The 25820-nt window shown below is 60.3% G+C and carries 27 protein-coding genes and 1 riboswitch; of the genes, 23 read left to right on the top strand and 4 right to left on the bottom strand.

All coding sequences use genetic code 11. From position 1 onward, the window contains the following. Positions 1-61: 61 nt before the first annotated feature. On the bottom strand, positions 62-484 hold the full coding sequence (locus tag AR456_RS12950) for a CBS domain-containing protein (protein ID WP_021818959.1): 423 nt from the start codon (positions 482-484) through the stop codon (positions 62-64). A 322-nt stretch (positions 485-806) separates the two neighbouring features. Between AR456_RS12950 and AR456_RS12945 the strand changes: the two genes are divergently transcribed. The 7 genes from AR456_RS12945 to AR456_RS12915 all read left to right on the top strand — a co-directional run bounded on the left by AR456_RS12945 (position 807) and on the right by AR456_RS12915 (position 6776). Further along, positions 807-1406 carry a YqaE/Pmp3 family membrane protein gene (locus AR456_RS12945; protein WP_021818961.1) on the top strand — a complete coding sequence of 200 codons (600 nt, stop codon included), beginning with the start codon at positions 807-809 and terminating at the stop codon, positions 1404-1406. A 119-nt stretch (positions 1407-1525) separates the two neighbouring features. Continuing rightward, positions 1526-2392, top strand: coding sequence for a carboxylate/amino acid/amine transporter (locus tag AR456_RS12940; RefSeq protein WP_021818962.1), 867 nt, complete (start codon positions 1526-1528; stop codon positions 2390-2392). Positions 2393-2487: 95 nt separating this feature from the next. After that, on the top strand, positions 2488-3369 hold the full coding sequence (locus AR456_RS12935) for an NAD(+) kinase (RefSeq protein WP_021818963.1): 882 nt from the start codon (positions 2488-2490) through the stop codon (positions 3367-3369). Beyond that, positions 3323-4369 carry a metallophosphoesterase gene (locus AR456_RS12930; RefSeq protein ID WP_021818964.1) on the top strand — a complete coding sequence of 349 codons (1047 nt, stop codon included), beginning with the start codon at positions 3323-3325 and terminating at the stop codon, positions 4367-4369. Before AR456_RS12935 ends, AR456_RS12930 begins: the two co-directional genes overlap by 47 nt. 416 nt (positions 4370-4785) lie before the next feature. Continuing rightward, positions 4786-5628, top strand: a complete 843-nt coding sequence (locus AR456_RS12925) for a rhomboid family intramembrane serine protease (protein WP_021818965.1) — start codon at positions 4786-4788, stop codon at positions 5626-5628. Positions 5629-5641: 13 nt separating this feature from the next. Next, positions 5642-5926, top strand: coding sequence for a YeaC family protein (locus AR456_RS12920; protein WP_021818966.1), 285 nt, complete (start codon positions 5642-5644; stop codon positions 5924-5926). Then, positions 5910-6776: a DUF2797 domain-containing protein gene (locus tag AR456_RS12915; protein ID WP_031207774.1), complete on the top strand. Its 867-nt coding sequence runs from the start codon at positions 5910-5912 to the stop codon at positions 6774-6776. Before AR456_RS12920 ends, AR456_RS12915 begins: the two co-directional genes overlap by 17 nt. 161 nt (positions 6777-6937) lie before the next feature. Here the strand turns inward: AR456_RS12915 and AR456_RS12910 are convergent, their stop codons facing one another. The 3 genes from AR456_RS12910 to AR456_RS12900 all read right to left on the bottom strand — a co-directional run bounded on the left by AR456_RS12910 (position 6938) and on the right by AR456_RS12900 (position 9898). Next, positions 6938-7351, bottom strand: coding sequence for a hypothetical protein (locus AR456_RS12910; RefSeq protein ID WP_021818968.1), 414 nt, complete (start codon positions 7349-7351; stop codon positions 6938-6940). Positions 7352-7363: 12 nt separating this feature from the next. Continuing rightward, positions 7364-8683 carry a sulfite oxidase gene (locus tag AR456_RS12905; RefSeq protein WP_021818969.1) on the bottom strand — a complete coding sequence of 440 codons (1320 nt, stop codon included), beginning with the start codon at positions 8681-8683 and terminating at the stop codon, positions 7364-7366. Between the two features lie 144 nt (positions 8684-8827). Further along, positions 8828-9898 carry a PA0069 family radical SAM protein gene (locus AR456_RS12900; protein WP_021818970.1) on the bottom strand — a complete coding sequence of 357 codons (1071 nt, stop codon included), beginning with the start codon at positions 9896-9898 and terminating at the stop codon, positions 8828-8830. A 197-nt stretch (positions 9899-10095) separates the two neighbouring features. On the opposite strand from AR456_RS12900, the gene AR456_RS12895 reads away from it, so the two are divergent. The 16 genes from AR456_RS12895 to AR456_RS12820 all read left to right on the top strand — a co-directional run bounded on the left by AR456_RS12895 (position 10096) and on the right by AR456_RS12820 (position 25814). Next, positions 10096-11112, top strand: a complete 1017-nt coding sequence (locus AR456_RS12895) for an ABC transporter substrate-binding protein (protein ID WP_021818971.1) — start codon at positions 10096-10098, stop codon at positions 11110-11112. After that, positions 11109-12182, top strand: coding sequence for a FecCD family ABC transporter permease (locus tag AR456_RS12890; protein ID WP_021818972.1), 1074 nt, complete (start codon positions 11109-11111; stop codon positions 12180-12182). Before AR456_RS12895 ends, AR456_RS12890 begins: the two co-directional genes overlap by 4 nt. Continuing rightward, positions 12179-12943, top strand: coding sequence for an ABC transporter ATP-binding protein (locus AR456_RS12885; protein WP_021818973.1), 765 nt, complete (start codon positions 12179-12181; stop codon positions 12941-12943). Before AR456_RS12890 ends, AR456_RS12885 begins: the two co-directional genes overlap by 4 nt. 191 nt (positions 12944-13134) lie before the next feature. Next, entirely contained in the window at positions 13135-14184 is a 1050-nt protein-coding gene (gene cobT / locus AR456_RS12880) for a nicotinate-nucleotide--dimethylbenzimidazole phosphoribosyltransferase (protein WP_031207781.1), read from the top strand. Beyond that, the gene (cbiB, locus tag AR456_RS12875; RefSeq protein WP_021818975.1) at positions 14181-15161 is read left to right on the top strand and encodes an adenosylcobinamide-phosphate synthase CbiB; all 981 of its coding nucleotides are present in this window, start codon (positions 14181-14183) and stop codon (positions 15159-15161) included. Before cobT ends, cbiB begins: the two co-directional genes overlap by 4 nt. 57 nt (positions 15162-15218) lie before the next feature. Next, complete coding sequence (gene cobD / locus AR456_RS12870) at positions 15219-16376, top strand: threonine-phosphate decarboxylase CobD (RefSeq protein WP_081694655.1); 1158 nt, start codon at positions 15219-15221, stop codon at positions 16374-16376. Further along, positions 16373-16954 carry a bifunctional adenosylcobinamide kinase/adenosylcobinamide-phosphate guanylyltransferase gene (locus AR456_RS12865; RefSeq protein WP_021818977.1) on the top strand — a complete coding sequence of 194 codons (582 nt, stop codon included), beginning with the start codon at positions 16373-16375 and terminating at the stop codon, positions 16952-16954. Before cobD ends, AR456_RS12865 begins: the two co-directional genes overlap by 4 nt. Next, a complete protein-coding gene (gene cobS, locus AR456_RS12860) occupies positions 16944-17735 on the top strand; it encodes an adenosylcobinamide-GDP ribazoletransferase (RefSeq protein WP_021818978.1) in 792 nt (263 codons plus the stop codon). Before AR456_RS12865 ends, cobS begins: the two co-directional genes overlap by 11 nt. Beyond that, a complete protein-coding gene (locus AR456_RS12855; protein ID WP_021818979.1) occupies positions 17687-18325 on the top strand; it encodes a histidine phosphatase family protein in 639 nt (212 codons plus the stop codon). Before cobS ends, AR456_RS12855 begins: the two co-directional genes overlap by 49 nt. Beyond that, a complete protein-coding gene (locus AR456_RS12850) occupies positions 18277-18717 on the top strand; it encodes a bifunctional adenosylcobinamide kinase/adenosylcobinamide-phosphate guanylyltransferase (protein WP_021818980.1) in 441 nt (146 codons plus the stop codon). Before AR456_RS12855 ends, AR456_RS12850 begins: the two co-directional genes overlap by 49 nt. Before the next feature lie 99 nt (positions 18718-18816). Next, a riboswitch (cobalamin riboswitch) is annotated at positions 18817-19026 on the top strand. Between the two features lie 118 nt (positions 19027-19144). Continuing rightward, a complete protein-coding gene (locus tag AR456_RS12845; protein WP_021818981.1) occupies positions 19145-20977 on the top strand; it encodes a TonB-dependent receptor domain-containing protein in 1833 nt (610 codons plus the stop codon). Then, entirely contained in the window at positions 20950-21888 is a 939-nt protein-coding gene (locus tag AR456_RS12840; protein ID WP_236995505.1) for a cobalamin-binding protein, read from the top strand. Before AR456_RS12845 ends, AR456_RS12840 begins: the two co-directional genes overlap by 28 nt. Continuing rightward, positions 21875-22879 carry a FecCD family ABC transporter permease gene (locus tag AR456_RS12835; RefSeq protein WP_021818983.1) on the top strand — a complete coding sequence of 335 codons (1005 nt, stop codon included), beginning with the start codon at positions 21875-21877 and terminating at the stop codon, positions 22877-22879. Before AR456_RS12840 ends, AR456_RS12835 begins: the two co-directional genes overlap by 14 nt. Positions 22880-22884: 5 nt before the next feature. Beyond that, positions 22885-23754, top strand: a complete 870-nt coding sequence (locus tag AR456_RS12830; RefSeq protein ID WP_021818984.1) for an ABC transporter ATP-binding protein — start codon at positions 22885-22887, stop codon at positions 23752-23754. After that, positions 23729-24340 (top strand): cob(I)yrinic acid a,c-diamide adenosyltransferase, encoded by a 612-nt coding sequence (gene cobO, locus AR456_RS12825; protein WP_021818985.1) that lies wholly within the window; start codon positions 23729-23731, stop codon positions 24338-24340. The genes AR456_RS12830 and cobO overlap by 26 nt, the downstream gene beginning before the upstream one ends. 1 nt (position 24341) lies before the next feature. Further along, positions 24342-25814, top strand: a complete 1473-nt coding sequence (locus AR456_RS12820) for a cobyric acid synthase (protein ID WP_021818986.1) — start codon at positions 24342-24344, stop codon at positions 25812-25814. Positions 25815-25820 lie beyond the last annotated feature (6 nt).

Genomic DNA, 25820 nt, shown 5'->3' with positions numbered 1-25820 from the left:
CCCCCGGTTATAGCCGGGGGGGGTGGTGGCGTGTATGAATACAGTAGGCTCAGAGTCAGATTCAGGCGCTGCGCTGATGGCGGCGCATGGTCAGAATGGAGTTGAGCACATCGCGGCGGGTCACGATACCCACCAGACGGCCCTGTTCGGTGACCGGATAGATCTTCGGCTTGGCGCCCAGCATTTCCTGTGCCAGATCAATGATGCTCTTGGTAGGGGATACCGATAGAACCTCGTGACGCATCAGATCACTGACCAGTGGCGCTTCGTGGTCCAGGTACAGGCTCTCGATCACCTTGCCAAGTACATCCTGCTCTGAAATGAAGCCGATCAGATGGTCACTGCTATCGACCACGGGAGCGCCGGGTAGGCGGTGCAATGACAAGCCTTCGGCAAGGGTTGAGACCGACGCTGAGCCGGTAACACGATAGCAGTCATGAGACATGATATCGCGCACGATGGTTGGGGGAGCCTGTTTGGGCATGGCCTCTCTCCTTGTAGTCGGCGGTCGACAGCTGGCTGAGCGGTGGTCATGCGGAAACCCGACGCTGACCGGCCTTGGTCGTGGCAGACATTGCTTTTCAAGAGACAACTGCTCGGTGGCAATGGAGCTGCTTCTAGTCAGCGTAGCTTAAACATCTGAATTCGCGCGTGCTGGCTTGACCATAGCGCTTCTGTGGAAGGTCGTCCTTATTCTGAATCAAGATCAACTTACGCAACGCAGCACCAGTGTTACCATGTTCGTATTCAATGCCGAGCCAGGGCATCGGTGGTCCTGGCGGTGGCTGAGTGTGGAGGAGTGAACGATGGACGCGCGCGAATATCTGGCTCGCAAGGGACTGGATGGGCAGCGGGACAAGGAGAAACCGACAACGCTCGAGGAGAAGGCATGGGATCGAGCGCGAGGCTCCCATGACCATCGCCCCCGCGCGGGAACGCCTCATGACTGGGAGGACTGGGAACAGTATCACGAGCTGCTGGCCGAGGGTGCCGACCAGATCGAACAGAAAGTGGACCACGACGCCCACCGGCAGGCTGCAGAGCCATCCGGCGATGCCGCTGTGGGCCACTTCACCCCCGAGTCTGATGAGCAGCAAGCCTCTCGGACGCCTGACTCGTCAAGGTCATCCAGCGGTACCGAGAAAGCATCCAGCAGTGTCGAGACATCTGCCGGTCGCGCTGAAATGTCTTCCAGCAGTACCGGTGCCAGTGTCGCTGGAGCCTTGATGGCTTCGCCGGGATCGCGGCTTGCCCTGATGGTGCTGACGGTGTTGATGCCGCCGCTGGCCGTAGCGGTGTCCGGTGGCGGTGCAGGTCGGACGTTACTGTCTCTGTTGCTGACACTACTCGGTTGGGTGCCGGGTGTGTTCTTTGCTGCCTGGTGGTTGAGGCGTTGCGATCGGTGAGTGTGGTGGTCGGTGAGTGTGGTGGTTGATGACAATGTCGAGTTGAACCGCGTCACTGGACGAGGCGGGCATTAGCGGTTACCTTTCGCGTCAACTTGTATAACTGCATGGAGTTGACAGTGAGCTATCTGGTTCTGGTGACCGCCCTGTGGGCCTTCTCATTCTCGCTGATTGGCGTCTATCTGGCGGGACAGGTCGATAGCTACTTTGCGGTGCTGATGCGAGTCTGCCTGGCTGCGCTGGTCTTTCTTCCCCTGCTGCGTCCTCGTTATCTCAATTGGCGCCACAAGTTGACCTTGATGGCACTCGGGGCCGTACAGCTTGGCATCATGTACACCTTTTTCTACCAGTCCTTTCTGTTGTTGTCTGTGCCGGAAGTTCTGCTGTTTACCATCTTCACACCGCTGTATATCGCCATTCTCGATGACCTGCTGTTTGCACGCTTCACGCCTTTCCACCTATTGACCGCCGGACTTGCGGTGCTTGGTGCAGCCGTCATTCGTTACCAGGGCCTCAACGAGGATTTCTGGCAAGGCTTTCTGGTGGTTCAGGGCGCCAATCTGTGTTTTGCCATGGGGCAGGTGGGATATCGCCGTTTCTCGTCCAGCCTGCCTCCTGAGCTTCCACGTCACAGCGTTTTCGCCTGGTTTTATCTCGGGGCGGTAGTGGTGGCGGTGCCAGCTTTTGCATTGCTGGGTAATAGTTCTGCCTTGCCAAGTACCGGTCTGCAGTGGGGAGTGCTGCTGTGGCTGGGGCTGGTAGCGTCAGGGCTGGGATACTTCCTGTGGAATCTCGGGGCGGTGCGTGTTGATGCCGGAGCCCTCGCCATCATGAATAATGTCCTGATTCCTGCGGGGTTGCTGGTCAATCTGTTGATCTGGAATCGTGAAGCCGATCTGCCGCGCCTGGCAATAGGCGGCGCCATCATCGGCGGCTCGTTGTGGCTCAACGGCTGGTGGCAGCGTCGTTCGGCACTTGTGAGCTGATCGCAGGCGGGTCACTGCCACCTATGACAAACGGGGAGTTTGCCCCGTCTGGTGGCCCTCGCCATAATGAGCGATCGCCAACCAGGGATGTGTGAATGCAATCGTTCAAGAACATTGGTCTGATCGGGCGTCTGGGAAGCGTCAAGGTAGTGGATACGCTGCGACGTTTGATTCGCTACCTCGATGACGCCGGTTATCACGTTATCGTCGAGGATCGCACTGCCTCTGCGCTGCTGGATAGAGGTCATGCCGAGGCAAGTCGCCGCATGCTCGGGGAGCTGTGCGATCTGGTGATCGTAGTCGGTGGTGATGGCAGCCTGCTGGGTGCCGCGCGTACCCTCTGTCATAGCGGTACCCTGGTATTGGGGGTCAACCGCGGTCGCCTCGGCTTCCTGACTGACATTTCTCCCGATGAGCTGGAAGAACGGGTTGGTGAAGTGCTGTCCGGCCAGTACGAGGTCGAGCAGCGCTTTCTGCTGGATGCCGAACTCTATCGTGATGAGATGTTGGTCGGTAGCGGCGATGCACTCAACGAAGTGGTGCTGCATCCCGGCAAGGCGGTGCGCATGATCGAGTTTGAACTGTTCATCGACGGCCAGTTTGTCTACAGCCAGCGCAGTGATGGCTTGATCATCGCCACACCGACGGGGTCGACGGCCTACGCCATGTCCGGTGGGGGGCCGATCATGCACCCACGGCTGGATGCTCTGACGTTGGTGCCGATGTTCCCGCATACGTTATCCAGTCGCCCGATCGTCATCGATGCATCCTGCGAGATTCGTATCCATATTGGAGAAACCAACCAGACCTACCCACATATCAGCTGTGATGGACAGACCCGTGCCGTGGCCAAGCCTGACGATGTACTGCTGATTCGTCGCAAGCCACAGAGCATCAATCTGGTGCACCCGTTGGGCCATGATTTCTATGATGTTCTGCGCAGCAAGCTGGGCTGGAGCAATCGGTTGGGAGATTGACGTGCAGGCTTCCGTAGAAGGCTATGACCTGATCGGTGATATACACGGTTGTGGTGCGACGTTGGCGGTACTGCTGGAACGTCTTGGCTATCACCAGCGCAATGGTGTCTATCGTCATCCGCGCCGCAAGGTGATCTTTGTCGGCGATCTCATTGACCGCGGGCCGCGTATTCGTCTGGCTGTGCGCATTGCACGGCGTATGGTTGAAGCAGGGCAGGCCTACGTCGTTCTCGGCAACCATGAGATCAATGCCCTTACTTATACACTCAAGGCCCCCCCGGAACTGGGGCGAGAATGGTTGCGCCCACATACTCCGCGTCATAACCGCATCATCAAGGAAACACTCGAGCAGTATCACGACCATCCTCAGGAATGGGATGAGACCCTGGCGTGGTTCCGCGATATTCCCCTGTTCCTCGAATTTGACGGTTTTCGCGTGGTGCACGCCTGTTGGGATCACGCACTTATCGCACAACTGCGAAGCCAGTATGCCGATGGAAGAATCGATGATGCTTTTCTGTGTCGGGCCTCACTACCGGGCACTCTTGAGTTCCGTATCCTGGAGAGGCTGACTCGAGGAGGGTCGATCGACTTGCCTGAAGGCGTCGTGATCCACTCTGGCGATGGGTTCACTAGACGCAGCTTCCGCACTCACTTCTGGGTCCGTGACCCTGTGACCTGGGGAGATGTGGTGTTCCAGCCAGACAATCTACCCAGTGATCTGGAACGGCAACCTCTATCGGATGATGAACGGGCCTCCTTGAGTTACTACGCACCGGACGAGCCACCGCTGTTCATTGGCCACTACTGGTGTGAGGGGGTTCCAGCGTTACCGGCACCGAATATCGCTTGCCTCGACTACAGCGCAGTGAAGCATGGGCGGCTGGTTGCTTATCGCTATAACTTCGAGCAGCGCCTTGAAGCCGACCATTTTGTCTGGGTACCGGTGCCTCGTGATGCCACCGCGCGACCTATGCCGAGAGAGATCGATTTTGATTGACACAAATTGTTACAACTTTTTCAGGCAGGCAAGTGAACCCTTTTTGGTTACCGGCGTCAGAACAGGTGTTCCCTTGAATGATCCCTTGCTTTCGTCCGGCGGCCCCCTCCGCCGGACTTTTTGTGTGCATGGTCGTCAGCCATCAGCTAAACCATTAATCTTCGCCACGAAATACCGCCGGCCAGCCTTGCTCGGAGGCAATTGCCAGGGCATTACTGTTGCATCGAGAATGATCAGGAGCGGAAAACTGGAGCGAGATAGTTTTCTGTATGAACGTTTCGAGCAACAACCTTCCGGGCCAGAGAGCTTCTCCAGATAGCTTCGTGATGGAAAGTTGCGGGAAAGGCAGTTTCAGATCGCAGGGAACTCGGGGTTGAACACCGAGTGTATCGCCGCTTTTGAGTGCAGGAGTCACTATGTTTCGGGTCTTGATGATCCCCCATGGAACCGATATTCGCGACCTGCGCCAGGCGCTATGGGCACATCATATCGGGCATCGCTTCACGGATGAGGACGAAGGGCAGGTGTTGTGGCTGGTGGACCCCGACCACCATCAGTCGGCCATGGACTTGATCATGCGCTGGCAGAAGGGCGAACCCTTGACGCCAGTAGCTGGTGCCTCCTCCAACCAGCTTGTCCAATGGCGGAGTATTGCGCGTCAGGTGCCGGTCACTCTGGCAACCCTGGTGCTGTGTCTGGCGGTGTTTGCGGCCATGGCCATCTGGGGGGACCTGGTGCTGGTGTGGCTGGCCATTGTGCCTCTGGGAATCAACGGTGGCAGCCTGGTCACCGGCAGTCTGCTCGATAGCCTTGCATCAGGGCAGGTGTGGCGATTGTTGTCTCCAGCCTTCCTGCACTTTGGCTGGATGCATCTGATCTTCAATCTGATGTGGGTATGGTATTTCGGCCGTCAGGTTGAAGCGCTGCATGGCTCAAGGCGGATGTTGCTGATTGTGCTGGTGGCTGGGGTCGGCGCCAATGTTGCGCAGTATGTCGCTGGGACAGTGTTGTTTGGCGGGATGTCTGGCGTGGTCTACGCATTGCTTGCCTATGTGTGGCTGATGTCTCGGCGTGCCCCGCAGAGTGGGTTCTTCGTACCCCAGGCACTGGTGGTGTTCATGCTGATCTGGATGGTATTCACCATGACCAACTTTGCTGGCTTCGTAGGCTTTGGCAACGTCGCCAATGAGGCGCACCTCGGCGGTCTGCTCGTGGGCCTGGTGCTGGGCTGGTATCATTCCCGGAAATCGGCACAGTAACAGGACGCCAGTAATGAGCGATATGACCTTCGAACGCATGATTTCCCAGATGACTCCGGCGATCTACGAGAGCCTCAAACAGGCGGTGTCACTGCGCAAGTGGCCGGATGGCCGCATGCTGACGGCTGAACAGACAGAGCTGTGTCTGGAAGCCGTGATCCGTTACGAGATCGACAACCAGGTGCCGGACGACCAGCGTGTTGGCTATCTGGAACAGCGTACCTGTGGTAGTGCTTCAAGCGGCACCGATGTGGACCCTGCTCTAGCCGGGCTGGCACGGGATGCCGCTCGTGACTGAGCTGGATGTAAAGGAAATTGTTGCCAGCGGTTGTCTGCAGAAGATGGCGACCGAGCCCGGCTCCCCGGCGCTTGGGTCTCCTGCACAATATACCTTGCGTGCCGGAGAGCAGCGCCTTGCCCTGAATAAATATCTGGGTAGGTCGCTGCAGCTCGAGTGGACTGGAGCCATTGCCTGCACCCACTGTGGCCGGGCAACACGCAAGAGCTTCGGCCAGGGCTACTGCTACCCTTGTTTCAAGGGGCTGGCGCAGTGTGACACCTGCATCATGAAGCCGGAGCTTTGCCATTTCCACGTGGGCACCTGTCGCGAGCCTGATTGGGGGCTGCGCTTCTGTTTTCAGCCGCATATCATCTATCTGGCCAATTCGTCGGGACTCAAGGTCGGGATCACCCGAGCCACGCAGATGCCGACGCGCTGGCTGGATCAGGGGGCCATTCAGGCGCTACCGATCCTCGCCGTGGACACTCGTCTACAATCGGGACTGGTCGAAGTGCTGTTCAAGCAGTTGGTGTCTGATCGCACCAACTGGCGAGCGATGCTCAAAGGCGAGGTGGCCGAACTGGACCTGGCGGCCGAGCGTGATCGTCTATTGGGCGAAATGAGCGATGGCCTGGACGAGTTGCGTCAGCGCTTTGGTGAACAAGCCATTCGCGAGTTGGACGAAGTCGCCCAGCAGTTCGAGTATCCGGTACTCGAATATCCCACCAAGGTCACATCGCATAACCTCGACAAGACTCCCCGAGTCGGTGGACGTTTGATGGGGATCAAGGGCCAGTATCTGATCTTCGACACCGGCGTGATCAATCTGCGCAAGTATACCGGCTACGAGATTCGCCTCACCGTCTGATACTCGTGCCCTCCAGCCATGGCAATGTCTAGCGTTGGAAGAGCCCTGGCGAGAAACGGAACTCAAGGCCGAGTTGATCGAGCGTTGCGAGATTCATCTGGACCTGCGTGACGCGTCGAGCCAGTAACTGCTGGCTCGACGCGTCTTGAACCGCGTTGCCCTCATGAAGAAGGACTGTCAGCCGTTTCTGTCTCTCCAGAATTGGTAGGGGAGGGAGGCATCAGTCGGGGTGGCAGCGGCTGGCGGCGTGCCTCCGTTGACGGGCCATAATGCGTTGCCAGGTAGGTGAGGATGGTGTCTTCCATCTCGGGGCTGAATGGCCATAGGCCCTGAGTTTCCTGCATCCACTTGATGGTATCGGCCCAGTGTGAGCGGCTACCGCGGTTCTGGGTTACCAGCCGTGCGGAGTGGCACACCGTGCAGTGACCCTTGACGATTTCCCAGCCTTCGGCCATTACCAGACCGCTGTCGGGGTCCAGCGGCAGGTCAGTATCTTCCGCCGCCTGGCTCGCCATGGAAAAGCCTGCCGTCAGCACAATGACCAGGCCGATGATGTGATAGCGTAATGGCGCCATGATCTCAGCTCCTCAGGCCACCTGGACCGCGATGCGATGACAGGCATTGTTGAGGTAGCCCTTGGGGTTCCAGCCCGGTAGAACCATGGGTTGCGAGCGTCCTTCATTGTCCACTGCGCGCGCCCATATCTCGTAGTAGCCGGGCTCGGGAAAAGTGATTTCCGAAGTGAAGCGCTGCCATGCGAGGCGATTGGGGGCATCCTTGAGAGATGCTTCCTGCCAGGTGGCTCCGAAGTCGATCGATACGTGAACGGTAGAGACCGACAGGTCGCCAGCCCAGGCATGGCCACGGACTTCCAGCGACTGATCGAGAGCATGCTCGATGCCGGAGCGCGGGAAGGTGATCAATGACTTCACCGGCATCGTCTCGATGGTCTCGAACTCTTCCTCGCTGAGCTCGGTACCGGGGGCAACCGGGTGTTTCGGCACGCTGTAGGACGGCGGAGCCATCTTGGCGCCATCATGCTTCTGATTGCGTATCACGATTCTGCTGAGCCATTTGCCGGATACCGAGCCGGGCCAGCCGCCCATGACCAGTCGCAGCGGATAGCCGTTCTGGTAGGGAATGTCCTCGTCATTCATCGCCCAGGCGATCAACGACTCATCCTCCAGCGCCTTGCTCATCGGCACGCCACGCGAGATCGGGGCCTTGTCCGAGCCGACGCTGACACTCTTGTCCGCACCGTAATAGCCTATATAGACCGCATCATCGGCAATGCCACAGGCCTCCAGCACATCACGCAACCTGACACCGGTGAAGGTGGGGCAGGCGACAGCTCCTATGGTCCACTGGTTGCCACCAGCAGCGGGGATGAACTCGCTACGTCCATTGCCGCCGCATTCGATCTGCAACTGATAGGTGTGTGTCTCGAAGCGTTCCTTGAGCTCGGCAATGGTGAAGGTGGTGGGGTTCTGGCAGGATTCTCCGGCGATCTCCAGCGTCCACGTGTCGGGATCGATATCCTCGCGTGGCGGCGGCGTGCCGTTGTTGCGCACGAACATGTAGCGAGCAGGCGTGATGTCATCGTCCAGCAAGTGAGCAGGCGTTTCGGCGTTGATTGGACGATCATTGAGGACCGTCAGCCCCTCCTTGCCCTCAATACTGAACGGCTCATCGCTCTGGGCCAGTGCTACAGGAATCAGCCCCTGAGGCATCAAGTGGGCAAAGGGGATACCTGATCCCAACGCTGCTGCCATGGCTGCTAGTCCGGAGCGCTTCAGAAAGCCGCGTCTTGTTACGGGTTGGGCCTTGCGTCCCCACAGTAAACGGTCCGCTTCAACAGGGTCTCGGGCGTAAAGCGCATGAATCCCCTGTTCCTGTTTCTTGTCCATTATGGCTCTCCATACACTGCTATATCGTTATATCGTTATATAGTTATTCCATATAAAGCATAGCCTGGACGAGCACGGAGAAAAGCGACTGTGCTGAATCTGGCGATCTGATGTGAACGTGTACCGTGAGCACAGCGACAGCACTCAGAATAGACTGCCCTGAACATGCGGCGGACGGAAAGCGTTGGTATCGAGGGTGTATGGCGTGCGGCCAGGTAGACCAAGGCGCCGACATGCCTTCTGGAAGCGCTGCGAGAGTAGCTCGGCACATACTCCCTCACCACGCATACGGTGTCCGAAGCGACTGTCATATTCGGCGCCGCCTCGGCATTGCCGGATAAGACTCATGACTCGGCCTGCACGCTCTGGATAATGCGTGGCCAGCCAGTCTTCGAACAGTGGCGCGACTTCCAGCGGCAGGCGCAGCAGCATCCAACTGGCGCTGACTGCTCCGGCATCGTGGGCAGCGGCCAGCAAGCGCTCCATTTCATGATCGGTGAGCCCCGGAATCACAGGCGAAATCAGGGTTCCCGCCGGGACACCAGCTCGATTGAGGCTGGCAATGACCTTGAGGCGTGCTTCGGGACTTGCCGCTCGCGGTTCGAGGTGGCGTTTCAGGTCGCGATCCAGACTGGTCAGACTGACGAAGACCTGTACCAATCGGTGGCGTGCCATTTCAGTCAGCAGATCAAGGTCGCGTAGAACGAGACTGCCCTTGGTGACGATCGTCAGCGGATGTCGGCACTCCAGCAACAGCTCAAGCAGTTCACGAGTCGTACCCAGATCCGCCTCGATGGGTTGATAGCAATCGGTATTGCCGGACAGGTTGATGGGACGGCACTCATAGCCTGGTTTGCAGAGCTCTTCGCGCAGGCGTTCCACCAGCCCGGTGCGGGCAATCAACCTGGTCTCGAAGTCCAGCCCCGGTGACATGTCCCAATAGGCATGACTCGGTCTGGCGTAACAATAGATACAGCCGTGTTCGCAGCCGCGATAGGGGTTGAGGGAACGGTCAAAGGGTAGATCCGGCGAACGGTTCCAGGACAGCGCACTACGTGCCTGTTCCTCGGCGATAACCGTGGCGATGCGTGTCTCTGCGGGTTCCTGCCACCAGCCGTCATCCACCGCTTCACTGTGGGTTGGTGCGAAGCGATTGGCTGGGTCGAGGGTAGCGCCGCGCCCCTTGTAGGCTGGCCGGGAGGTATCTGAGCCCATGATCGTGCTCTCTGCCATTGGGTATATGTATAAATATATAGTTTATGCTCGGGGCTGCAATATCGATATGGGCACAAAGGGTGCTGTTGTAATCAGTTCGATATTTTTGTTATGTTATATCATAACTAATGTGTTTAATGTATATTAGTAACTGCCTCGAATAGGGTACTCCATTTCCGCCACCTGGATATCGATACATGAAGCTCGCGTGTCACGCTCTGGCAATGTTGTCTATTCTGCCCGCTACCCTTGCCATGGCAGACTCTGACGATTATCCGTTGTCTCTCGCCAACTGTGGCAGAGAGATCAGCTTCGTATCGGCACCGGAGCGGGTGGTGACGATCGGACAATCCGCCACCGAAATCCTCTATGCGTTGGGGGAGGGTGACAAGGTTGTCGGCACCTCGGTGTGGTTCAACCCGGTATTGCCGCAGTTCCGTGAGATCAATGCCGGTATCGAGCGTATTGCCGACAATGATCCCAGCTTCGAAGCAGTGGTGAATCGTAAACCCGATCTTGTCGCTGTCCAGTATGAGTGGCATGTCGGCCCCACTGGCAGCGTTGCCACCCGGAGCCAATTTCATGACTTGGGCATCGCCAGCTACATCATGCCCGCCGATTGCGATACCAAGAATAATGCCACCGGTGGTGACGGTACCCGCGTCGCCGCCTTTTCCACGGACTCGATCTACAAGGGCATCACCGAGCTGGCGATGATCATGGATGCCCGGCAGCAGGGCGATGCGCTGGTCGCAGAGCTCAAGTCTCGTGAGAGCCGTGCCATCACCCGCGCTGAAGGGCTTGAGCTCCCGGACGATCTGTCGGCGGTGTTCTGGTTCTCGTCTCCTGATGCGGCGACTGATCCTTATGTCGCTGGCCGTCTGGGGGCGCCGGGTTACATGATGGACAAGCTCGGCATTCGCAATGTGATTGAATCCGATGAGGAGTGGCCTACCGTCGGCTGGGAGACCATCGCCAGAGCTGATCCGGACATCATTGTGGTCGCGCGTATGGATCGCCGCCGTTATCCTGCCGATGATGTCGAGAGTAAGCTTGATTTTCTGCACAGCGATCCTGTGGCCCGTGAAATGTCGGCGGTAAGGAATGGACATATTGTGGAAATGGATGCCCACGCCATGAGTGCGACCATGCGGACGATTTTCGGCCTCGAGACATTGGCCGATGCCCTGTCGACCATGTCCTTGTCACCATGATGAATACTGCACTTGTTTCCCTGGCGCTGCCGAGGGAGTTCCGTTGGCGTTGGGTGTGGTTGACGCCGCTGATCCTGTTTGGCGCATTGATTGCCGGCACCGCTATCGGAGAGACATCGATCTCGATGGCGACTGTCCTCAAGGTGTTGGCCAATCAGTTGTTGGGTGCGAACTATGTGGTCGATCGGATAGATGCTGGCATCATCTGGAACTACCGTCTGAGTCGTGCCATCGTTGCCGCTGGCTGCGGTGCCGGGCTGGCGCTGGCCGGTGTCGTTCTGCAGGCACTATTACGCAATCCGCTGGCCGATCCGTATCTGATGGGAATATCGGCGGGTGCCTCGACCGGCGCGGTGGCCGTGACTGTCGTCGGTATCGGTGCCGGCGCTTTCACTCTCTCGGCAGGCGCCTTTGCCGGGGCCGGGCTGGCGTTTGCTCTGGTGGTGCTGTTGGCCCATGTGGCCAGCGGTGGTGCCTGGAGCGGGCGTAGCAGCCAGGCGAACGGAGTCATCATTCTCGCCGGTATTGCCGGCTCACAACTGTTCAGCGCCTTGACTGCCTTCATGATCGCCAAATCTGCCAGTGCCGAGCAGGCCCGCAGCATCATGTTCTGGTTGCTGGGCAATCTCTCCGGCGTACGCTGGGACGACGTGGTGCTGGCGGTGCCCACGGCGCTAGCGGGGCTGTTGATATGCCTGTGGCACAGGCGGGCTCTGGATGTCTTCACCTTTGGTGCCGATAGTGCCGCCTCGATGGGGATTGCTGTGCGCCCGGTGCGCAGCGTGTTGATTGTCAGCATGGCATTGGTGACTGCAGTCATGGTCTCGATGGTCGGTGCCATCGGCTTCGTCGGACTGGTGATCCCACATGCCATGCGCTTTATCGTCGGTAGTCGTCACACTCGTCTGGTACCGGCTTCGGCACTGGCCGGTGCGGTTTTTCTGATCGGCTCGGATATCCTCTCGCGCACGCTGGTGTCAGGGCAGGTATTGCCGATCGGTGTCATCACCTCGCTGATTGGTGCCCCGGCCTTCGCACTGATCATGATCAGAGGCATGAGAAGACGATGAAACTGAGTGCTGAACAGCTCGAATGGACCGTTCAGGGACGCCGGCTGCTGGATAATGTCAGCCTCGAGGTGGAGCCCCGCGAGATGTTTGGCCTTGTCGGCCCAAATGGTTCTGGCAAGACTACATTGCTGCGTCTGCTTGCCGGCTTGCGCAAGCCTCGTCGTGGCGCGGTGATGGTGGATGATCGAGCAATGTCGGGAATGCGCCGGCGGGACATTGCTCGCCACGTAGCTCTGGTCGAGCAGCAGGCCGATACCACGGATCGCGTCACGGCACGCCAGGTCGTGTCGCTGGGACGTACACCATTTCTCTTGCCGCTACGTCCCTGGTCCAGCGACGACGATGCGGTCGTCGAACGTGCGCTGGGGGATGTCGATATGCGGCATCTTGCCGATCGGCTCTGGCATACGCTATCCGGTGGCGAACGCCAACGCATTCATATTGCTCGCGCCCTGGCTCAGCAGCCGAAGATCCTGTTGCTCGACGAACCGACCAACCACCTCGATATCCGCCACCAGTTATCAATTCTGCAATTGGTCCGACAGCTGCCGGTCACCGTGGTGATTGCTCTGCACGATCTCAACCAGGCCATGAATTGCGACCGTATCGGCGTAATGGACAAGGGGCGGTTGATTGACGTCGGGCCTCCCGGCCAGGTGCTGACCTCCACTCGACTGCGCCACACCTTTGGCGTTCATGCGGACCTGATCGAGGATCCGCTCGATGGCAGCCATATCATGCGTTTTCGCAATGTGGTGTAGCTCTTATGGCGGGGGCCAGTAGCGACTGGCGTGGTGTAGTTAAGCGTGGTTCAGCGCGGTTGGAGCGGCCTTCGGGGCGGATACGCCAGCCGTCGATCTGTTAAGCTGCGTTGCACAGCGGTGGTGACCAACCGCCATCGACTTTCCCCTGCCTGGCGAACTGGAATAGCTGAGTGAGCAATCTCGATATCATGCTGGAATCTATCCAGCCGGCCTGCGCCGCTAGCCGAGCCGCGGCCCTGGCACGTCTCGACCAACTGACTAAACCGCGAGGCAGCCTCGGGCGTCTTGAGTGGCTGGCGGCTGAGTTGGCGGGGATTACCGCGCAACCTTTGCCGCGCGTGGATGCTCCAGCGGTGTTGGTGTTTGCGGCGGATCACGGTATCGCCGCCGAGGGCGTGTCGGCCTTCCCCCAGGAGGTCTCGGCGCAGATGGTCGCCAACTTTGCTGCCGGTGGCGCAGCGATCAATGTGCTGGCGAAGCAGATCGACGCCTATCTGGAAGTGGTGGACGTAGGCGTCGTCACCAGTTGCGAAGGCATTGAAGGCGTGATTATCGATCGGGTGCGCAATGGCACCGGCAATATCGCTGTAGAAGACGCGATGTCACTCGATGAAGCCCGCGAGGCGCTGATGGTCGGAGTGCGCGCGGTGGAGCGAGCGCGTCATCAGGGCTGTCGTAGCCTGATCCTCGGCGAGATGGGCATTGCCAATACCAGTAGCAGCAGTGCGCTGCTCGCCGCCTGGACAGGGCTGTCGCTACAACAGGTCGTCGGGCGAGGCACGGGCATCGATGATCAGCGGCTGGCGCACAAGTGCCGGGTCATCGAAAAGGCATTGTCGAGGGCGCGTACCGAAGCCGATCCGCTTGCCGTGTTGGCTCAGCTTGGTGGCCTTGAAATTGCCGCCATGGCGGGCGCTTGTCTGGCCGCCGCTGCAGCGCGATTACCGGTGGTGGTGGATGGCTTTATCGCCACGGTCGCCGCTCTGGCAGCCACGCGACTCTGCCCCGACGCCAGCGACTACCTGATTGCCGGCCATCGTTCCGATGAGTCCGGGCATGGCCATGCATTGCAGGCGCTTGGCGTAGAGCCGTTGTTATCCCTGGGCCTGCGGTTGGGCGAGGGCAGTGGCGCGGCATTGGCGTATCCGCTGTTGCGTTCGGCTTGCGCGGTACTCGCTGAAATGGCCACCTTTGACGATGCAGGAGTCACGGCAGAGCCGGAAACCAGGCCGTTATGATCCTGTCTCCCGAACTGGCCTTGATGGCGATGCTGGGGCTGTGCCTGGACCTGGTGATCGGCGATCCCCGTTGGCTACCGCATCCGGTGGTATTGATGGGCAGGGCCATCGCTGTCCTCGAACGGCAGTGGAATCGCGGTTCGCCCCGACAGCGACGTTGGCGAGGCGTGTGTCTGACGCTGACGGTGGTTATCGCCAGTTGGATGATCGCTACCTTGTTGCTTGCGGTGCTCAGTGCAATCAGTGTCTGGCTGTGTGTGTTTGCCGAGATCCTGTTGCTGGCATCGTGCCTGGCGACTCGCGGGCTGGTCAGCGCGGCTCACGCAATATATCGGCCTCTTGCCGCCGGCGATCTCGTCGCGGCACGTCGCGCGGTGAGTCATATTGTCGGCCGTGACACCACTCAGTTGGATGAGCGTGGTGTGACCCGAGCCTGTGTCGAGAGCGTGGCCGAGAATACCGTCGATGGCATCACCGCGCCGCTGGTATGGGCGATGCTGGGTGGGGCTCCGCTGGCACTGGCCTACAAGGCGGTCAACACGCTGGACTCGATGGTGGGTTATCGCAATCAGCGTTACGCGGACTTCGGTTGGGCATCGGCCCGGCTGGATGATGTCCTCAACTGGCTGCCCGCACGCCTCACCGCGTTCGCGATGTGGCTGCTATCCTGGGGGCTGCCTGGTTTGCACAGTAGCGGCGCATGGCGAGCCACCTGCGCTCAGGCTCCTCGCCATCCCAGTCCCAACAGTGGCTGGCCGGAAGCCATGGCCGCCAACCTGTTGGGTGTGCAGTTGGGGGGACGTAACCACTATGGCGATCAGATCTCTGAGCGAGCGTTGCTGGGCGAACCGCGTCAGCAATTGAGTGCGGAACATATCAAGGGCGTGGTGCACTGTCTGTACGCCGGTACCCTGGGTGTCTGCTTGATGCTGGCAGGAATGGTGCTGCTGAAGCTGGTGCTGATCAACCTGTACTGATCGACCTGTACGGATGAGGATGATGCTGTGAAGATGTCGATGAGCGGGGCCGCAGATATGACGCAACCAGGGCCGTGGCCTGCACACGGTGGCCAGGCAGGCGCGATATTCGAGCAGTTGGGAGTTCGGCCGTCGCCAGGCTGGAAGGACCTCAGTGCCAGCCTCAATCCACTCGGTCCTCCCGATTGGGTACCGGACTGGTTAAGCCGCAATCTCACCGAATTGTATCGCTACCCCGATGGCCAATGCCGAGCGGCTCGCCAGGCGCTTGCCGAGCAGCATGGGTTGGCGGAAGAGCAGGTGTGGCTGACCAATGGCGGCGCGGAGGCCATCGATCTGGTGACACGCGCTTACCGTGGAGGACGGGCGCTGATCGTTGAGCCGACCTTCGGTGAATATGCGCGGTCCTGTGCCGCCAGTGGCCTGTCGGTCGAGCGTATTGCTCTGGCGGGTGAGGACTTCCAGTTGCCGCTGGCAGCACTCATCGACCGACTTGTGGATGTCGACCTGATGTTTCTTTGTCGGCCCAATAATCCTACCGCGACCTGCGTGTCACGCGAAGAGATCGAAGCGTTGCTCGAAGCCGCGCGCAGCAGCGACACTCTGGTGGTGGTCGATGAAGCCTTCATCGAGTTCGCCGTGGAGCAGACGCCGCTCGATGATCTGTTTGAGCGGGATTATCCGTTGGTGCTGCTGCGCTCACTGACCAAGTTCTACACCCTGCCGGGGCTGCGTATCGGCTATCTGCTGGCCAGTGCCGAGCGCATCCAGCGCTTTGCCGCCGGCCAGAGTGCCTGGAGTGTCAATGGTCTGGCAGCTTCGATCGTTCCGCATCTGCTGGAGGATCACGCCTTCGCCGAAGCGACCAGCCGGTGGGTGGCGACCGAGCAACGACGTGTGCCGATGCGTATGCGCAAACTGGGGTTGGTGGTAGCGGAGTGTCATGCCAATTTTGTGTTGTGTCGGATGGCGGGTGAGGCCACGCCAGCTGACGGCGAAGCACTGCTGCGTCATCTCGCCGAGAATGGCTTTATCGCCCGGCATACCCATACCTTTGCCGGCCTCGACGGTGCCTGGCTGCGTCTCGCACTGTCCACGCCGGCGATCAATGATGCGCTGTTGGGTGTGTTGCAAAACCTGTTGCAGAACGTGTCGAAGGCCGGGCTGGATACGTTACCGAACTGCGCGGACGATGCTGGTGGAGCTACCAGGTGATTGCCTTCGTCAGTGGCGGAGCCCGCAGTGGCAAGAGTCAGGTGGCGGAGCGGCTCGCTGAGAAGCTCTGGCGGCAGCGGGGAAGGCGGACGCGTCTCTGCTATCTGGCAACCGCCGCACGCAGTGATGGTGAGATGTTGCAGCGCATTGATCATCATCGCGAGCGCCGTGGTGACGACTGGGTGACACTTGAAGCCCCGGTGGACCTGTTCACGGCCTGGCGCCATGTGGCTGCGGGCGATACGGTATTGCTGGACTGTTTGACGCTATGGGCCAGCCAGCTGATGTTCGCCAGCGCGTGGAGTGAGTCTGATGGGCGCGCAATGTTGCAGCGCCTGGTGGCGGATGCTCGTCAACGCGATATCGCGCTGGTGGTGGTATCCAATGATCTCAATGAAGAACTGCCGCCGTCGGATGCGTTGGTCTGGCAGTATCTCTCGTTTCTTCAGCTTCTCCACCGCGACATGGCTCAGCAGGCGGATCGTGTCATGGAAGTTGTGGCGGGATGCCCGCTCGATTGGAAGGTTCAAGATCCCGGTGTTGAAGCGTGGGAAAGGAGTCCACAGGATGGTCGATGAGTCGCTGCCGCCTCGCGCCACATGGCGTGATGCATTGGAGGGGCTGGGGCTGGCGCTGCAGTTTCTGACCCGCTTGCCGTTACCGGTACAGTGCCGGTGGAATCCCGCTACGCGGCGTTGGGCAGTATGTGCCTACCCGCTGGTGGGATTGCTGATTGGCATGTTGCTGTGGGCAGTGTCCGCAGTGTTGGGTGCATTGCCCGAACCATTGCTGGCCTTGTTGCTGGTCTCGCTGTGGGTCGCCATTTCCGGTGGCCTGCATCTGGATGGATTGATGGACCTGGCCGATGCCCTGGGCAGTAATGCCTCTCTCGAGCGTCGCTGGGAAATCATGAAGGATTCCCAGGTCGGCAGCTTTGCGATTCTGGCGTTGGTGTTTCATCTCGCCTGGAAGCTGGCGCTGGTGTGTACGCTGTTGGCATCCGAGGCCAGCGCGCTGTGGCTGGTGGTGGTTCCTGGCCTGGCGCGCTTCATGGCCGTGGCGCTGTTGGTTCGTGTGCCCGCGGCGCGTCCGCATGGATTGGCCCATGCCTGGCAGCAGGGGCTGGGGTGGTGCGACCTGGCCCGAGCGGCGATTGTTCCGCTGGTGATATGCCTGGTGGCGGGCAGTATGGGGCTGCTGTTGCTGGTAGCTTGTCTGGTGTTTGTCGCTGGTGCTGTGGCTGTCGTAAGGCGCCTGTTCCAGGGCATCAATGGCGATATGTTGGGCGCCGCAATCGAAGGAGGAGAAGTATGGCTGATGGTATGTATCTCGAGTTGGTGGTGGTTCGCCATGGTCTGACGCAATGGAACCTCGACAAGCGTTACCAGGGACAGCGCGATATCGAACTGCTGCTGCCGGATGCACTACCCGATATGGATCGCCTGCGTGACGAGTTGGCCGGGGAGCATTTCGATGCCGTGGTCAGCAGTGATCTCAAGCGCTGTCGTCAGACACTGGCACATATCTCCGAAGGGCGGGGCTGGCCCGAGGCACGTCGAGATGAGCGTCTGCGTGAGAATGACTTCGGTGAGTTCGAGGGTCGTAGTTGGGAAGAACTGAAGGAGCATGCCATCTATCGCGATTGGATCGACAGCGCTGGCGAAATGGCCCCTCCCGGTGGTGAATCGGCGGAGCAGTTGCGTCAACGATTGCACCTTGCGTTAGGCGATATCTTCGCTCGGGCGCAGGCTGAGCAGCACCGTAAGGTGTTGGTCGTCACCCATGGTGGTGTGATCCGTGAACTACGTCGTGTCCATGACGGTGTCGCGTTCTGGGATGGCGTAGTCGGCCAGGCCGCGGGGCGGCGCTGGGTATTTATCCAACAGTCGGGAGAATGGCAATGCAGCTCTTCCTTGGCGGTGCCTGCGCCGGCAAGCGAGATTGCGTAAGGCAACGTTTTCCCTTGGCACATTGGCTAACCGCCGGACAGGCTCTGGATCGAGGCGCGGAGGTTGACGAACTGCCGCTGGTGATCGACGGCTGGCTGGACTGGTTGGCTGAACAATTACGGGAACATGATGACGAGACACTACGCAAATATTGGCAGGCTGGACTGAACCTTTGGTCTCGGGTGTCATCTGGCGAGAATGAAAGCAGGACTGAGATCATTCTGATCGTACCGGAGGTCGGGCGAGGCATCGTCCCGCTTGAGTCCGAGCAGCGGCGGCTGAGGGATCTGGCCGGCTGGCTGGCCCAGGACGCCGCATGTGTGGCGCAGCAAGTGTGGTATGTACGCCATGGACTGGTCCGTTGTCTCAAGTCATCTCTTTCTAACCCGTGAGTAACGTGGCGTCTGTCGCACGCCGTTTGACGCCCGCGACGGCCACTGCTAGTTTACGCGACACTCTCAGGTGCCCCGCAAGCACACGAGGGAAAGTCTTGAGCGCACACCGTCTCGGCTTTCCCGCAGATGTGTTGGGGTGAAACGGGAAGTCGGTGATATTCCGACGCTGCCCCCGCAACGGTGATCGAGTTAAATACGGCCCATGAACGCCACTGTGTACTGCATGACAGTCACGGGAAGGTGGTCGTATCCAACACCCTGTGTTGACTCGTCAGCCCGGAGACCGGCCTGAGATTCCATGCCAGGGGCGGTGGGCTCCCGACGGCAAGGTGCTCTCTTATCCGACGCCTCTCCGTTGCCATCCCTCCCTGGAAGACTCAGGGTTCACGTCATGCGGGTGCGCATGGCGCCAAGGGATACCTACATGCTTCGCTCCTTCACCCCCGGCCGTGTCGGCATCTTGCCAGGGCTTTTTGCCGCGCCCTGGCTGCTGGTTGCCGAGGCCAGCGCCCAGACATCCGATAACAACGACGCAACCATCACCCTCGATCCAGTGGTGGTTTCCGCGACCCTTACACCGCGTACTGCCAGCCAGTCGCTGGCCTCGGTCAGTGTTATCGACAAGGAAACGCTGCGCCGTCGTGACCCGGTCAGCCTGACCGATGCGCTGCGCGGTCAGCCAGGCGTTGATATGTCGACCAACGGAGCCTTCGGCAAGAATGCCAGCCTGTATCTGCGCGGCACCGGCAGCCAGTCCGCGCTGTTGATGATCGATGGTATCCGCCTGCGTTCCGCCACCAATGGTGGACCGGGGTGGCAGTTCCTCGATCCGCAGATGTTCGAGCGTATTGAAGTCGTGCGTGGCCCACGTGGTGCACTGTACGGTGCCGATGCGGTGGGTGGTGTGGTGCAGTTGTTCACACGTGATGATGGTGGCGGCGAGCCCAGGCCGAGCATCAGCATTGGCGGTGGTTCGCCCGATGGTGTACGCGGTTTTGCCAGCCTGGCCGGGGAGAGCAAAGGGACCCACTACCAGTTCAGTGCCAGTCATCTCAACACCGGTGGCGCACCGGTGCGTGAAGGTGGGGAAGACAAGGGCTACGACAATACGTCGGGGCTGGTGCGTGTCGCGCAGGACCTCGCTGGCGGCGGACAACTGGGTGTGATTGGCTTGCGGGCCAGCGGTAATACCGAGTATGAGGGTGGCGACTCGGATTATGTACAACAGGTGGCCGGTGCCTTTGCCGAGCTGCCGGTGACCGGCAACTGGACATCGCGAGTGACCCTGAGTCAGGCTCAGGATCAACTCGATGATTACGCTGATTATGGCTACTCTCGTTTCGACACCACTACTCATACCGCGCGTTGGGACAATACCTTCAATATTGGTCGCCATGAGCTGGTGGCTGGTGCGGAGTACCTCGAAGATAAAGTCGACAGTTCCACCAACTTCGACAATGACAGCCGTGACAACGTCGCGGTCTTTACCCAGGCCCTGCTGGATTTCGAGCCCTTCAGCGTACAGGCTGGCCTGCGCTACGATGACAATGAGTCATATGGTGAAGAGGTGACCGGCCAGTTGGCGCTGGGCTATCAGTTGGATTCTCATCACACGCTGCGTGGCAGCTATGGCACCGCCTTCCGTGCCCCGACCTTCAATGAGCTCTATTACCCGGACTATGGCAATCCCGATCTCAATGCCGAAGACTCCGAGAGCTGGGAGCTTGGCGTGCGTGGCCAGTTCCGGAACGCCTTCTGGGATCTCGCGCTGTACCAAACGGATATCGAGGACATGATCGCCAATACCCGGCGCGATGGCATTTCTGCGCCCTATAACGTCAACAGCGCACGCATTCGCGGTATCGAACTGTCGGCGGGTATCGATATCGACCAGTGGAGCCTGGCCGCGGCGGCGACCTATACCGACCCAGAGGATCGCGATACTGGAAACCAGTTGGCTCGGCGTGCGACCCAGACCCTGCGACTGGATGCCGACCGCCAGTTGGGCGATTGGAACCTGGGAACCTCCTTCGTTGCCCAGAACCACCGCTACAACGATGAGGCCAATGACCAGCGCCTGGCGGGTTACGGCAGCCTGGATCTGCGCGCGGGCTGGCGCTTTGCGCCGGGCTGGAAGGCCCGCCTGTCGGTGGAGAATGTCTTCGATCGTGAGTACGCGACCTCGAGTTCTTTCGAAGGCTGGGACTATATCAATCCTGGCCGTACCGCATGGCTGACCGTCGGGTTCGGCGAATAATGGTGGGTAGGCAGCAGGTGCGCATCGGGCTATTGACGCTATGGGCCGCCGTGCTGCCTGCCTTGAGCTATTCGCTGACGGTGCAAGCCGCGTCAGCCTGTGTGATGGATGATGCCGAGCAGCAGGTGTGTCTGGAGCATCCTGCCCAGCGTATCGTCGCGCTGTCCCCCAGCGTCACCGAGTTGCTGTTTGCCGCGGGAGCGGGTGATCAGGTGGTGGGGGCGGTGAGTTTCAGTGACTACCCACCTCAGGCCGAGGAGCTACCACGTATCGGTAGTTACGACCGCCTCGATCTGGAGGCGTTGCTGGCGCTGGAGCCTGATCTGGTCGTCGCCTGGGCGGGGGGCAATCCGCGAGAGCAGATCGAGCGGTTGGGCGAGCTGAACATTCCTGTATTCCATGCTGATGCTGACAATTTCGAGGCCATCGCCACGACGCTTGAGCATTTTGGAACTCTCGCCGGAACCAGCGAGGTCGCTCAACGGGCAGCCACCAGTTTGCGTCAGAACGTCAGTGAGCTGACCGAGCATTATCACGATGCCGAGCCGGTGGAGGTGTTCTACGAGGTGTGGGAAAGTCCGTTGATGACCGTCAACGGTGAGCATTGGATCAGTCGTTCACTGGCGCTGTGTGGTGGCGTCAATGTCTTTGCCGATCAGGCTCCGCTAGTGCCGCGGATCGCCGAGGAGGCGGTGTTGGCAGCCGACCCTGAAGCCATCATTAGCGGCGGTATGGGCAAGGCTGACTCCACCTGGCTCGAGGCCTGGCGGCGCTATACGCAGATGCAGGCCGTGCAGCGCGATAACCTGTTCTTCATCAACCCCGATCTGGTACAACGTGCCACCCCTCGCCTGGTCGAGGGCACCCGCGCGCTCTGTCAGCACCTGGAGACCGTACGTGCTCGCCGCTGATCATTCCCGTGCCGCTCTGCAGGGCGCGCGCTTCAGGCCGCTACTATGGCTGGCGCTGCTGGGCCTCGCGGCCATTCTGGCGTCGCTGGCGTTGGGCAGTGTCAGTCTGGCACCCAGCGAGATGCTGGCCACGCTGGTCGGCAAGGGCAGCCCATTGCACCATACGCTGGTGTGGGAGCTGCGCTTACCACGTGCGCTGGCCGCGTTCGGCACTGGTGCCTTGTTGGCTCTGGCAGGCGCCTTGATGCAGGTATTGTTGCGTAATCCGTTGGCCGATCCCTATGTGCTGGGGCTGTCCGGCGGGGCGTCGGTGGCGGCGTTGCTGGCAATGCTGGCCGGTCTGGGCACAGCCCTGGTCTCGGCGTCGGCCTTCGTCGGAGCGCTGGTGTCGACGCTGATTGTTTTCGCCCTCGCCCACGGTAGCGGCAGTTGGACGCCAGCTCGCCTGCTGTTGACGGGTATCGTCCTGGCATCTGGTTGGGGGGCAATCATCACCTTCCTGCTCGCCGTCAGTCCGGTTGAGCAGCTGCCGGGCATGCTTTACTGGCTGATGGGCGACATGGCTTATGCTGGCAGCCCCTGGCCGGTACTCAGCGTTGCCCTGTTGAGCATGCTGGTGCTGGTGCCATTGGGGCGCACACTCAACGTGCTGGCGCGCGGCGGGTTACAGGCCGCGGCGCTGGGTGTGGCGGTACGCCCGCTGGAATGGTTGTTGTATCTGGCTGCCAGCCTGGCCACTGCGATTGCGGTGACGACTGCCGGGAGCGTGGGATTTGTCGGACTGATGGTGCCGCATATGCTGCGGCTTCGCCTCGGGGCCGATCAGCGGTTGATTCTGCCGGCCTCGTTGCTGGCCGGTGGCGCACTGCTGACCTTTGCCGACACTCTCGCGCGTACGGTGATCGCGCCACAGCAGCTGCCGGTGGGCGTGATTACTGCATTGATCGGCGTGCCGACCTTTCTGTATCTGCTGCACCGTAGCCGGAGTTGACTGCCATGCGCCTGCATTGTGATGCGTTGCAGATCGATATCCCCGACCGCTCTCTGGGCCAGGCGTTGTCACTGACGGTGGAGCCTGGCAGCCGCTGGGGGATTCTCGGGCCCAATGGAGTCGGCAAGACCACACTGTTGCATACGTTGGCGGGGCTGCGTCAACCGGCCGACGGGCAGGTGGTTCTCGGTGACCGGCCGCTGGCCAGTTGGCGGCGGCGTCAGGCGGCGCAACATGTCGGTCTGGTGTTTCAGGAGCGTCATGACGACTTTCCAGCGACGGTGCTGGAGACCGCGCTGATCGGGCGCCATCCATACCTGCGTGCCTGGCACAACGAGAGCGCCGAAGATATCGAGCGTGCTCATCTGGCCCTCAAACGGCTGGGTATCGACCACCTTGCCCAGCGCTCGCTGGCCACGCTGTCCGGTGGTGAGCGTCAGCGAGTCAGTATCGCCACGGTGCTGACGCAATCGCCGGATATCTGGCTGGCCGATGAGCCGACCAATCATCTCGATCTGCATCACCAGGTCGAAGTCATGGCACTGCTCGATGAGCAGGCGCGTCATGGCAGTGCGGTGGTGATGTGCCTGCATGACCTCAATCTCGCCGCGCGCTGGTGCGATCATCTGTTGCTGTTGTACCCCGATGGTGAGGCGTGCTGGGGGCCGCGGGACGAGATGCTGGTGACCAGCGCCCTGGAACGGCTCTATGACCAGCCGTTGATCACCGCGGATATCGATGGTGTGCCGGTATTTCTACCGCGTGCGGCAGCCTTTTCCTCTACACCATTCCCACCCGCATCATTCCCATCCACATCATTCCCATCAGCAGCGGCTCAAGGAGAATCTCATGACACGACCAGACGTGGATCCTGAACGCCACGCCCAACGCATGGCCCACCGACAGCGAGTCATGCGTGAACGCATTGCCCGTGCCGATCGCGAACAGGGCGTGCTGTTGGTACTCACCGGCCCCGGCAAGGGCAAGAGTTCGTCGGCATTCGGCATGGTTGCCAGAGCCTTGGGACATGGCATGAAAGTCGCCATCGTACAGTTCATCAAGGGCGCTTTTGCCACCGGCGAAGCAGCTTTCTTCCGCAACCAGTCCGGTGTCAGCTTCCATGTCATGGGCGAGGGCTACACCTGGGATACCCAGGACCGTGAGCGTGATATTTGTGCCGCCGAGGAGGCCTGGCAGCAGGTGCGCAAGGTGCTCAAGGACCCCGAGGTGCAACTGGTGGTGCTCGATGAGTTGAACATTGCCCTGCGCCATGGCTATCTCGACCTCGATCAGGTGCTCGATGACCTGCAGGCGCGCCCGCCGATGCAGCATGTGGTGGTCACCGGTCGCAACGCCCCTCAGCCACTTGTCGAACTGGCCGATACCGTGACCGATATGCGAGTGGTCAAGCATGCCTTCAAGGATCAGGGCATCAAGGCCCAGAAGGGAGTCGAGCTGTAGCATGGCGACCTTGATGGTACAGGGAACGACCTCGGATGCAGGCAAGAGCACGGTTGTCGCCGGCTTGTGCCGAGCCTTGCAGAGACGCGGCATCAGCGTGGCACCGTTCAAGCCGCAGAACATGGCGCTCAACAGCGCAGTGACCGCCGAAGGCGGAGAGATCGGCCGTTCGACCGCGCTCCAGGCACAGGCGGCAGGCGTGGCACCCCATACCGATATGAATCCGGTGCTGCTCAAGCCGGAAAGCGACCGTGGTGCCCAGGTGATCCTGGCCGGAAAGGCGATCGGCAGCATGCAGGCGCTGGACTATCACGCCTACAAGCGTCGTGCGCGGGATACGGTGATGGAGTGCTGGCAGCGGTTGTCGAGCCGCTATGACGTGATCATTGCCGAGGGCGCGGGGAGTCCTGCCGAGGTCAACCTGCGTGAAGGCGATATTGCCAACATGGGCTTTGCCGAGGCCATCGACTGCCCGGTATTACTGGTGGCGGATATCGACCGTGGTGGGGTCTTCGCTCAGTTGTGCGGTACCCTGGCGCTGATTTCGGCATCGGAACGCGCACGCATTCAGGGACTGGTAATCAACCGCTTTCGTGGCGATATCGGTCTACTGGAACCCGGCCTTGAATGGCTCGAGCAACGCGAGGGCAAGCCGGTGCTCGGCGTATTGTCGTACCTGCAGGGGCTGATGCTGGATGCCGAAGACAGCCTGTCGCTCCAGCAGCGCAGCGAAGGGGATGACGAGGGGATGCTCAAGGTGGTGGTGCCGGTCCTGCCGCGTATCAGTAACCACACCGACCTTGACCCGCTGCGACTGCACCCGCGGGTAGCGGTATCGCTGGTTGGCCCTGATCAGCCGATGCCTGCTGCTGATGTCATCCTGTTGCCGGGCAGCAAGAACACCCGTGCCGATATCGAGTGGCTGCGCCAACAGGGTTGGGAGCAGCGTATCCAGCAGCATCTGCGCTATGGCGGGAGGGTGTTGGGAATCTGCGGTGGTTTCCAGATGCTGGGTGAATGGGTCAATGATCCCGATGGCATCGAGGGTGAACCGGGAGGTGTCGCCGGTTTTGGTCTGCTGCAGATGACCACGACCATGGCGCCTGGCAAGCAACTGCGTCGCGTCAGCGGTCGTCTATCGACCGCCACAGGCAGCTGCAGTATCCACGGCTATGAGATCCATAACGGTGTCAGCCGTGGTGCGGCGCTGGAACAGTCATTGATGAGCCTCGAGGGACGTATCGAAGGGGCCATCAGTGCAGATGGTCGGATAGTGGGCACCTATCTGCATGGCCTGTTCGATGGCCCGGATGCCTGCGAGGCCTTGTTGTCCCTGCTGGGTCTGGCGTCTGCCGAGCGGCGGCGGATTGATCTCGACGCTCACCGCGAGCAGCAACTGGATCGGCTGGCCGATGCCATTGAAGAACAACTGGATATGCCGGCCATTCTGAAGTTGGTTGGTAAGAGTGGCTGATGAGGG

This window comes from Halomonas huangheensis (genome assembly GCF_001431725.1).
GTDB classification, from domain to species: domain Bacteria; phylum Pseudomonadota; class Gammaproteobacteria; order Pseudomonadales; family Halomonadaceae; genus Halomonas; species Halomonas huangheensis.
Note: the sequence above shows the minus strand (reverse complement) of the source record. Positions and strands in the feature narration are given on the sequence as shown.

What these genes read in the sequence shown, in the direction of transcription:
- cobS (WP_021818978.1), top strand. Translation starts at nt 16,944, where the DNA reads ATGGTCGATGAGTCGCTGCCGCCTCGCGCCACATGGCGTGATGCATTG.
- AR456_RS12855 (WP_021818979.1), top strand. Translation starts at nt 17,687, where the DNA reads ATGGCTGATGGTATGTATCTCGAGTTGGTGGTGGTTCGCCATGGTCTG.
- AR456_RS12945 (WP_021818961.1), top strand. Translation starts at nt 807, where the DNA reads ATGGACGCGCGCGAATATCTGGCTCGCAAGGGACTGGATGGGCAGCGG.
- AR456_RS12850 (WP_021818980.1), top strand. Translation starts at nt 18,277, where the DNA reads ATGCAGCTCTTCCTTGGCGGTGCCTGCGCCGGCAAGCGAGATTGCGTA.
- cobT (WP_031207781.1), top strand. Translation starts at nt 13,135, where the DNA reads ATGCTGGAATCTATCCAGCCGGCCTGCGCCGCTAGCCGAGCCGCGGCC.
- AR456_RS12895 (WP_021818971.1), top strand. Translation starts at nt 10,096, where the DNA reads ATGAAGCTCGCGTGTCACGCTCTGGCAATGTTGTCTATTCTGCCCGCT.
- AR456_RS12935 (WP_021818963.1), top strand. Translation starts at nt 2,488, where the DNA reads ATGCAATCGTTCAAGAACATTGGTCTGATCGGGCGTCTGGGAAGCGTC.
- AR456_RS12885 (WP_021818973.1), top strand. Translation starts at nt 12,179, where the DNA reads ATGAAACTGAGTGCTGAACAGCTCGAATGGACCGTTCAGGGACGCCGG.
- AR456_RS12890 (WP_021818972.1), top strand. Translation starts at nt 11,109, where the DNA reads ATGATGAATACTGCACTTGTTTCCCTGGCGCTGCCGAGGGAGTTCCGT.
- AR456_RS12905 (WP_021818969.1), bottom strand. Translation starts at nt 8,683, where the DNA reads ATGGACAAGAAACAGGAACAGGGGATTCATGCGCTTTACGCCCGAGAC.
- AR456_RS12930 (WP_021818964.1), top strand. Translation starts at nt 3,323, where the DNA reads ATGTTCTGCGCAGCAAGCTGGGCTGGAGCAATCGGTTGGGAGATTGAC.
- AR456_RS12820 (WP_021818986.1), top strand. Translation starts at nt 24,342, where the DNA reads ATGGCGACCTTGATGGTACAGGGAACGACCTCGGATGCAGGCAAGAGC.
- AR456_RS12900 (WP_021818970.1), bottom strand. Translation starts at nt 9,898, where the DNA reads ATGGGCTCAGATACCTCCCGGCCAGCCTACAAGGGGCGCGGCGCTACC.
- cobD (WP_081694655.1), top strand. Translation starts at nt 15,219, where the DNA reads ATGACGCAACCAGGGCCGTGGCCTGCACACGGTGGCCAGGCAGGCGCG.
- AR456_RS12840 (WP_236995505.1), top strand. Translation starts at nt 20,950, where the DNA reads ATGGCTGACCGTCGGGTTCGGCGAATAATGGTGGGTAGGCAGCAGGTG.
- cobO (WP_021818985.1), top strand. Translation starts at nt 23,729, where the DNA reads ATGACACGACCAGACGTGGATCCTGAACGCCACGCCCAACGCATGGCC.
- AR456_RS12910 (WP_021818968.1), bottom strand. Translation starts at nt 7,351, where the DNA reads ATGGCGCCATTACGCTATCACATCATCGGCCTGGTCATTGTGCTGACG.
- AR456_RS12915 (WP_031207774.1), top strand. Translation starts at nt 5,910, where the DNA reads ATGCCGCTCGTGACTGAGCTGGATGTAAAGGAAATTGTTGCCAGCGGT.
- AR456_RS12830 (WP_021818984.1), top strand. Translation starts at nt 22,885, where the DNA reads ATGCGCCTGCATTGTGATGCGTTGCAGATCGATATCCCCGACCGCTCT.
- cbiB (WP_021818975.1), top strand. Translation starts at nt 14,181, where the DNA reads ATGATCCTGTCTCCCGAACTGGCCTTGATGGCGATGCTGGGGCTGTGC.
- AR456_RS12845 (WP_021818981.1), top strand. Translation starts at nt 19,145, where the DNA reads ATGCTTCGCTCCTTCACCCCCGGCCGTGTCGGCATCTTGCCAGGGCTT.
- AR456_RS12920 (WP_021818966.1), top strand. Translation starts at nt 5,642, where the DNA reads ATGAGCGATATGACCTTCGAACGCATGATTTCCCAGATGACTCCGGCG.
- AR456_RS12950 (WP_021818959.1), bottom strand. Translation starts at nt 484, where the DNA reads ATGCCCAAACAGGCTCCCCCAACCATCGTGCGCGATATCATGTCTCAT.
- AR456_RS12925 (WP_021818965.1), top strand. Translation starts at nt 4,786, where the DNA reads ATGTTTCGGGTCTTGATGATCCCCCATGGAACCGATATTCGCGACCTG.